This is a genomic window from Pseudomonas sp. GM79, assembly GCF_000282495.1.
Classification (GTDB): Bacteria; Pseudomonadota; Gammaproteobacteria; order Pseudomonadales; family Pseudomonadaceae; genus Aquipseudomonas.
On sequence record NZ_AKJE01000036.1, the window covers coordinates 125,554 to 132,197 of the forward strand.

The 6,644-nt window shown below is 59.3% G+C and carries 7 protein-coding genes and 1 pseudogene; 5 read left to right on the forward strand and 3 right to left on the reverse strand.

The window, feature by feature from the left end:
* Window positions 1-33: 33 nt before the first annotated feature.
* Both PMI36_RS18205 and PMI36_RS32435 read right to left on the reverse strand, forming a co-directional pair.
* Complete coding sequence (locus tag PMI36_RS18205) at window positions 34-951, reverse strand: universal stress protein (protein WP_008070890.1); 918 nt, start codon at window positions 949-951, stop codon at window positions 34-36.
* A 2-nt stretch (window positions 952-953) separates the two neighbouring features.
* Window positions 954-1,190 carry a universal stress protein gene (locus tag PMI36_RS32435; RefSeq protein ID WP_008070893.1) on the reverse strand — a complete coding sequence of 79 codons (237 nt, stop codon included), beginning with the start codon at window positions 1,188-1,190 and terminating at the stop codon, window positions 954-956.
* Window positions 1,191-1,508: 318 nt separating this feature from the next.
* On the opposite strand from PMI36_RS32435, the gene PMI36_RS18195 reads away from it, so the two are divergent.
* Window positions 1,509-2,429, forward strand: coding sequence for a universal stress protein (locus tag PMI36_RS18195; protein ID WP_008070895.1), 921 nt, complete (start codon window positions 1,509-1,511; stop codon window positions 2,427-2,429).
* Between the two features lie 112 nt (window positions 2,430-2,541).
* A complete protein-coding gene (locus tag PMI36_RS18190) occupies window positions 2,542-2,967 on the forward strand; it encodes a potassium channel family protein (RefSeq protein WP_008070896.1) in 426 nt (141 codons plus the stop codon).
* A 45-nt stretch (window positions 2,968-3,012) separates the two neighbouring features.
* Here PMI36_RS18190 and PMI36_RS18185 read toward each other — a convergent pair whose 3' ends face one another.
* Window positions 3,013-3,690 carry a dienelactone hydrolase family protein gene (locus tag PMI36_RS18185; RefSeq protein ID WP_008070897.1) on the reverse strand — a complete coding sequence of 226 codons (678 nt, stop codon included), beginning with the start codon at window positions 3,688-3,690 and terminating at the stop codon, window positions 3,013-3,015.
* A 163-nt stretch (window positions 3,691-3,853) separates the two neighbouring features.
* Between PMI36_RS18185 and PMI36_RS18180 the strand changes: the two genes are divergently transcribed.
* From PMI36_RS18180 to PMI36_RS31960, 3 genes and pseudogenes are all read left to right on the forward strand, one after another.
* Window positions 3,854-4,438: a phosphoribosyltransferase family protein gene (locus PMI36_RS18180; protein WP_008070898.1), complete on the forward strand. Its 585-nt coding sequence runs from the start codon at window positions 3,854-3,856 to the stop codon at window positions 4,436-4,438.
* Between the two features lie 155 nt (window positions 4,439-4,593).
* Window positions 4,594-6,420 carry an ATP-dependent zinc metalloprotease FtsH gene (ftsH, locus tag PMI36_RS18175; protein ID WP_008070899.1) on the forward strand — a complete coding sequence of 609 codons (1,827 nt, stop codon included), beginning with the start codon at window positions 4,594-4,596 and terminating at the stop codon, window positions 6,418-6,420.
* Window positions 6,421-6,549: 129 nt separating this feature from the next.
* Window positions 6,550-6,644: pseudogene (locus PMI36_RS31960) on the forward strand (Crp/Fnr family transcriptional regulator); the annotation flags it as partial.

The following is a 6,644-nucleotide window of genomic DNA, read 5'->3' on the forward strand; positions in this document are numbered from 1 at the left end:
TTTTGTGGTCGCGAGGGCGCCAGGCAGAACCTGTCAGTCGACCCGGGGCAATGGCTTGACGATCGTCAGACTGGAGGGCGACCGGTTCAACACACTTTCGGCCGTACTGCCGATGAAAATATCGATCCCGCGATGGTAGGTTGTCCCCAGTACTACCATGTCGAAGACATGTTGTTGTGCAAAATGTGCGATCACCTCAGGGGGAATCCCAGGCAGTAGATGTTGCTGTTGTTTCTCGATTCCGTAGCGCTCGGCAAGCACCTCGAAGGCCTCCAGCTGAGCATCGATGACCGCGTCTCTCAAACTGCCATCCAGTGTCGCTGTCGGCACGTTCACCTCAGACTCCCCCAACTCCGACCAGCCGTCGACATTGAGCAGGTGCAAGGTGGCGCCGCAGGATTCAGCCAGCGTCGAGGCCAGGTCGAGAATCCGGTCATTAAGCCCTTGGGTCAGCGCCTCCAGATGGGACAGGTCGACGGTGGCGAGTATGCTCAACGGGTTTGGATTTACGGCATCGGTGACCAGGTGCAAAGGGGCCGGACAGTTGCGCAGCAACTGCCAGTCCAGAGGCCGGTGAAAGACGCGATCGAGTGCCGACACGCGATGTGTGTCCTTGATCACCAGGTCCGCATGGAAGTCATTCACGTACTCAAGCAAATGCGCCAGGCTCGGTCTGGCCCAGACCACTTCAGTGGTCACCTGCAACCCTTCGCATCGTTGAAACCGGGCTTGCTGCTCCAGCCAGTGACGATGCACCTGCAAGTAACCTTCCCGCGCCTGGGCCATCGCGTCGTGGTCAAACAGGCCGGCCACCGCCAGTGCCTGGACATGATCGAAAGCGACGATGTGCAACATTGCACCGGTTGCACAGGCCAGGGCTCGCGCCCGATCGAAAGCCGGGGTGCGGACCATTTCGGTCGGGGCAATCAATAGCAGGCGTTGAATTTTCACCTCTACTCTCCTTGCAACATCCTGCCGGACTTGATCGCCAGCACACTGCAAGGCGCTCGATGCAAGAGCTGTTCGGCAGTGGTTCCCAATAGCTTGTTCAACCCTGTGTGCTGCACCGTTCCCTTCACAATGTGCAGCGGCAATTGCATCGCGCGGGCCAACATGGCGGCCCGGTCGAACGCCGGAGTACGAGTCATGGCGCAAGGAGCGATCAACAGTAAACGCTGTGTCTGCGACATAGGGCACCTCGGCGCATGGCCATCTCGATGCAATGGGTAGAACCACAGAGTGAGCGCTTCAGAACCGGGGGATTTGATCTTTGTCAGCTATAGGGTCGACCGTTCTTCTGAATCGTCAGTTTGCTGGAAACAAACCCGAAAGCGACTCTACAACGCCCCCCACCACACGTCGGGGCGCATGCTGCATCACTCGCCAGGTTGATAAAGATCAATCCCGTTCCCCCCGTCAGTGACAGGATAAAAACAGGGCCTCGGTGCCCAAACGCATGGGTGCCATGGAGCACAGGTGTTTCCGCAGTTTTTAACAGGAGTTTTGTCATGTCTGAGCAATTACGCTTCATGCTGCTCGTCTCGCCGCTCATGGAAAACAGCCCCGCGTTCGATCGGGCCGCAGCGTTGGCCAAGGCCGCGGGCGCGGCCCTGCACATCGTCGCCTTCGATTACCTGGAAGGTTTGGCAACGGCCAGCCTGGTCAATGAACAAGTGCTGGAGCAGATGCGGCTCGGGTATGTCGAGCGCCATCGCCAATGGCTCGAAGAACAGGCCCGTCCCTTGCGTAAAATCGGTGTGCCTGTCACCACTGAGGTGGTTTGGGTAGAAAGACCGTTGCAGGAAATCCTCGTTCACCTCAAAGAACAGCCGATGGCAGTCCTGATCAAGGCTCTGGAGTACGAGTCGCTGCTGTCACGGATCATGTTCACGCCCCTGGATATTCATCTGCTGCGCGAATGCCCGGTCCCGCTGCATTTTGTCAGCCATGTGCAGCACGCGTTGCCACGCAAGATCGTCGCCGCGGTCGACCCCTTCCACAGCAATACTCAGTACAAGGATTTCAACGACAGGATTGTGCGCGAGGCGTCAAAACTGGCCAGTACCTGCAACGCCGAGCTCGATGTTATCTATGCCCATGACCTGTCATCGATCAGCGCGGACGAGTTCGATTTCGACAACAGCTCGACGTTTTTCTCTTCAGGCAAAGCCAAGACACTGTTCGACGCACAAGCCGATGCCTTCCGCGAACTGGCCGAGCGCAACGGTATTGCGCCGGAGCAACAGCACATGATCATGGGCAACCCGGCCAAGGTCCTTACCCATTACGCCGATGCGTACAACGTCGATGTGATTGTCATGGGCCGGGTCGGCCATCGTGGCATGGGTCGACTGGTGGGCAGCACCGTGGAGCATCTGCTGTACAAAATGCCGTGCAGTGTATGGGTGGTTTCACCTGAAGATCTGTAGAGGGACGCTGCGACAGGCTGTGATGACAGTATCTGGCGTTATGACCGTGGGGGTCTGATTTTTGCCAATTAATGACCGGTTAGTGATAGCCGGACACACTCACAGGTGCATGATGCTCGCGGTCACATTGATCAATACGCTGGTGGTGATCGTCGCAGTGGTAATCCACTACGAATGCCTGTTACGCCTCAATGACTGGTTGCCGAGGCTTAAACTCTGGAGCCGCTTCAGGATTGTCGTCGGGGTGTTCGGTGCTTTGCTGGCCCATGCCATAGAGGTGTGGTGCTTCGCGCTGGTCTATTACCTGATGGTGCGCTCCGGAGAATGGGGCAACCTGATTGGCAACTTCGATGGTTCACTGATGGACTGCGTGTACTTTTCATTCACCACGTACACGACAATCGGTTTCGGCGATATTTCACCCGTGGGCAACCTCAAGTACCTGACGGGTCTGGAGGCCCTGACCGGTCTGGTACTCATCACCTGGACAGCATCCTTTCTGTTTATCGAAATGCAGAAGTACTGGAAGCGCAAATAACCCGCCGCCCTTCCCTTGCACGGACCATTTGGCGTATGACAAGCATCAGACGGTGGGGGTCGACGCTGGACGACTACCGTGCAGATACCGCTCGAACCAGTCGCCAGCCAGCCTGGCGACTGTTTCAAGCGCGCCTGTTTCTTCAAAAAGATGCGTAGCGCCTGGCACGACTTCCAGACGTTTCTCACACTGCAAGGCATGACTGCTTTGCACATTAAGATTGAGCACCACCGGATCCTGCTCACCGACAATCTGCAGAGTCGGTGCCTTCACGCGGGCCAGCGCCGCGCCCGCAAGGTCTGTCCGCCCTCCTCGGCTCACCACGGCATGCACCCGGTCCGCACGCTCGGCCGCTGCCATTAGCGCCGCAGCGGCACCGGTGCTGGCGCCGAACAATCCGATCCGAAGCCGTTGCAGTTCGGCATCCCGGCCAATCCAGTCGATCACCTTCACCAGTCGTCTGGAAAGCAGCTCGATGTCGAAACGCAGCTCCCGGGTCTGATTATCCAGGTGTTGCTCTGACTCCGTGAGCAGGTCGAACAGTAATGTGCCCAGCCTCCGACTGGCCAAAGACTCGGCAACTTGTTGATTACGCGGGCTTGAACGACTGCTGCCGCTGCCATGGACGAAGACCACCAGGCCGACAGCGTTCTTGGGCAGACGCAAGTCGGCAGACAGCGCCACCTCCCCCAGGTCCAGCTTTCGATAGCGAGCTTCAATCATTTCAATCCTCTTCTCCAGCCTGTGGGCAGCCGACGTCTTCACTGAATCACCCGTTTAGATTCCGCTCCTGAAGATTCGTTGCTGTCCACTGGTCCTCCCAGGCGCATGCCCCACACAGCCCTTACGCTATGATTCACCCATCGGCTCTGGACGGGAGACTGCCATGCCTGACCTGCCTGCGAGTCAGCGGTTGCGCTTGTACGACAGCGATGAACTCGATTTGGTGCTGCAGGCGATGGCGCGCCAGGCCGCAACCCTGTTGCCGCCCGCTCAAGCGGCACTGATTGGCATCCAACGCCGAGGTGAGCCCCTGGCACAGCGTTTACAACAACACCTGTCACGTCAGACCGGCCAGCCAGAACTGCCTCTCTACCCCCTGAAGGTCAAGCGCTATGCCGATGACCTCAAGGTGCTGCATGCACACACGGCACTGACCGAGAACCCGCTTCTCAACACGCTGGACCTTGCCAATACCACCCTGCTGGTTGTCGATGATGTGCTGTTTGAAGGCCATTCGCTCCTGCGCACCTGCGCGTACCTGGCGCAACTCGGTGCTCGTCGGGTCTACACGGCGGTACTGGTCGACCGCCATGTCTGCCAGCAACCGATCCATGCCGATATTGTCGGCGTGCACCTGCAAGTTGCCGCCCATGACATCGTCGAATGCAACGTGCCGCCCTACGAAATGGAGTTTTGCATTGAAGTGCTGCGTCATGGCGCAGCGCTTCACCCGCGAGGGAGAAGCTGAAGCAGGCTATCTTTATTAAAGGGGGTCGGCCGCTGGTCTGCGCAAACAGGGTGTCATCTTTCAATGACTTTTCATCCCCTGGGCGCCGGACACCCCTGACCGCGCGGTCCGGGCCCGTTTAAAACGACCCTGCGTTCCTACTCTGAGCCAAGGCCATGAAAAAGAACGACCAGTGGAACCTGTCCTACTTCGCGATCGCTTTTATCGTGCTGAGCCTCGCACAGATTTTCTTCGGCGAGCGCCAGGCGGTGCAGCCCCTCCCGTACAGCCAATTCCTGCAACTGTTGAACGAGCAAAAAGTCAGTGATTTGCGGGTCGATAAGGATCAGATCAGCGGCAAGTTGCAAGAGCCCATCGACGGACGCGAGCGGTTCTCCACCGTGCGGGTCGACCCGGCGCTGGCGACCGAACTGTCTCAATCGGGCGTCGGTTTTACCGGAACCACCGAAAACACCTTTTTGAACAGCCTGTTGGGCTGGTTGTTGCCGTTTGTCCTGATCATGGTGTTCTGGAATTTCCTGTTTCGCGGGATGGCGGACAAACAAGGTCTTGGCGGGCTGATGAATGTCGGCAAATCCCGGGCCAGGGTGTTTGTCGAACGCGACACCGGCGTCACCTTCGCCGATGTCGCGGGCATCGACGAAGCCAAGGCCGAGTTGGTGGAGATCGTCTCGTTCCTCAAGGACAAGGACAAATACGCACGCTTGGGGGCGCACATTCCCAAGGGCACCTTGCTGGTTGGCCCGCCAGGCACCGGCAAGACCCTGGTGGCCAAAGCCATCGCAGGGGAAGCCGGTGTGCCGTTTTTCTCGATCTCCGGCTCCGAGTTCGTCGAGATGTTCGTCGGGGTCGGCGCAGCCCGGGTACGCGACCTGTTCGAGCAGGCCAGGCAGGCGGCGCCCTGCATCATCTTCATCGATGAACTCGACGCATTGGGCAAGATGCGCGGCGTCGGTACGCTGGGCGGCAATGATGAAAAAGAACAGACCCTTAACCAGTTACTGGCCGAGCTGGATGGCTTCGATCCCCGTGAAGGTGTCGTGTTGCTGGCCGCGACCAACCGGCCGGAAGTCCTTGATCCGGCGTTGTTGCGGGCCGGGCGCTTCGACCGGCAGATTCTGATCGACCGCCCCGATCGCAAAGGGCGGGAGGCGATCCTCAAGGTTCATATGCAGAAAATCACCGTGGAGCCAGGGCTCGATGGCGCGCGTATCGCCGAGATCACCACCGGTTTCACCGGCGCCGACCTGGCCAATCTGGTTAACGAAGCGGCCATCGTCGCCACTCGACGCGGTGCCGAAGCGGTCAGCCTGAACGATTTCACCGCGGCGGTAGAACGCCTCATCGCGGGGCTCGAACGCAAGAGCAGCCTGCTCGATCCTGACGAGCGCCGGGTGGTGGCCTATCACGAAATGGGGCATGCCCTGGCCGCCAGCACGCTGCCGGCGATGGACCCGGTGCATAAAGTGTCGATCGTGCCCCGCGCCATCGGCTCGCTCGGCTATACCCTGCAACGACCGACCGAGGATCACTTCCTGATCAGTTGCCAGACCCTCAAGGACCGGATTGTCGTGCTGATGGCCGGGCGCGCCGCCGAGGACCTTGTCTATGGCCAGATCTCCACCGGGGCCGCCGATGATCTGGGCCGCGCGACTGATATCGCCCGCCAATTGATCACCCGGTTCGGCATGAGCGTCGAACTCGGACAATCGGTGCTGGAGCGGCAAAACGCAACGTACCTGGGAGACCGCATGGCCACGGTAGGCGAGAAGGATTATTCGGAACAGACCGCCCGGGAAATCGACCTGGGTATCCGCGCCCTGCTCGATGAAGCCTACCAACGGGCCAAGGCATTGCTGGAGAGTCGCCGGGCCGACCTGGATGAGGGGGCCCGCCTGTTGCTGGAAAAGGAAACCCTCACCCCCGAGGAATTCCCGCCGCTGATGCCGTTGAAGCCACCCCCGGCATTACCGCGACCGTGACGCACCGATCAATCGTTGGTCGGCGCAACAAGGACACACCTTTTTCCGCTCGTCGACTGCCCCCGTAAACGCCCGATTGAAACAGTGATCCGAACTATGCTTTACCCCACTCTAAGGGGGCTCTATGCGATGCCCGAAACCCGACCCTACCAACATCATTATCTGAAGGCCGCGTGCTCCAACTGCAGCGTCCTGGAGTTGTGCCTGCCGATCGGCTTTTCCCG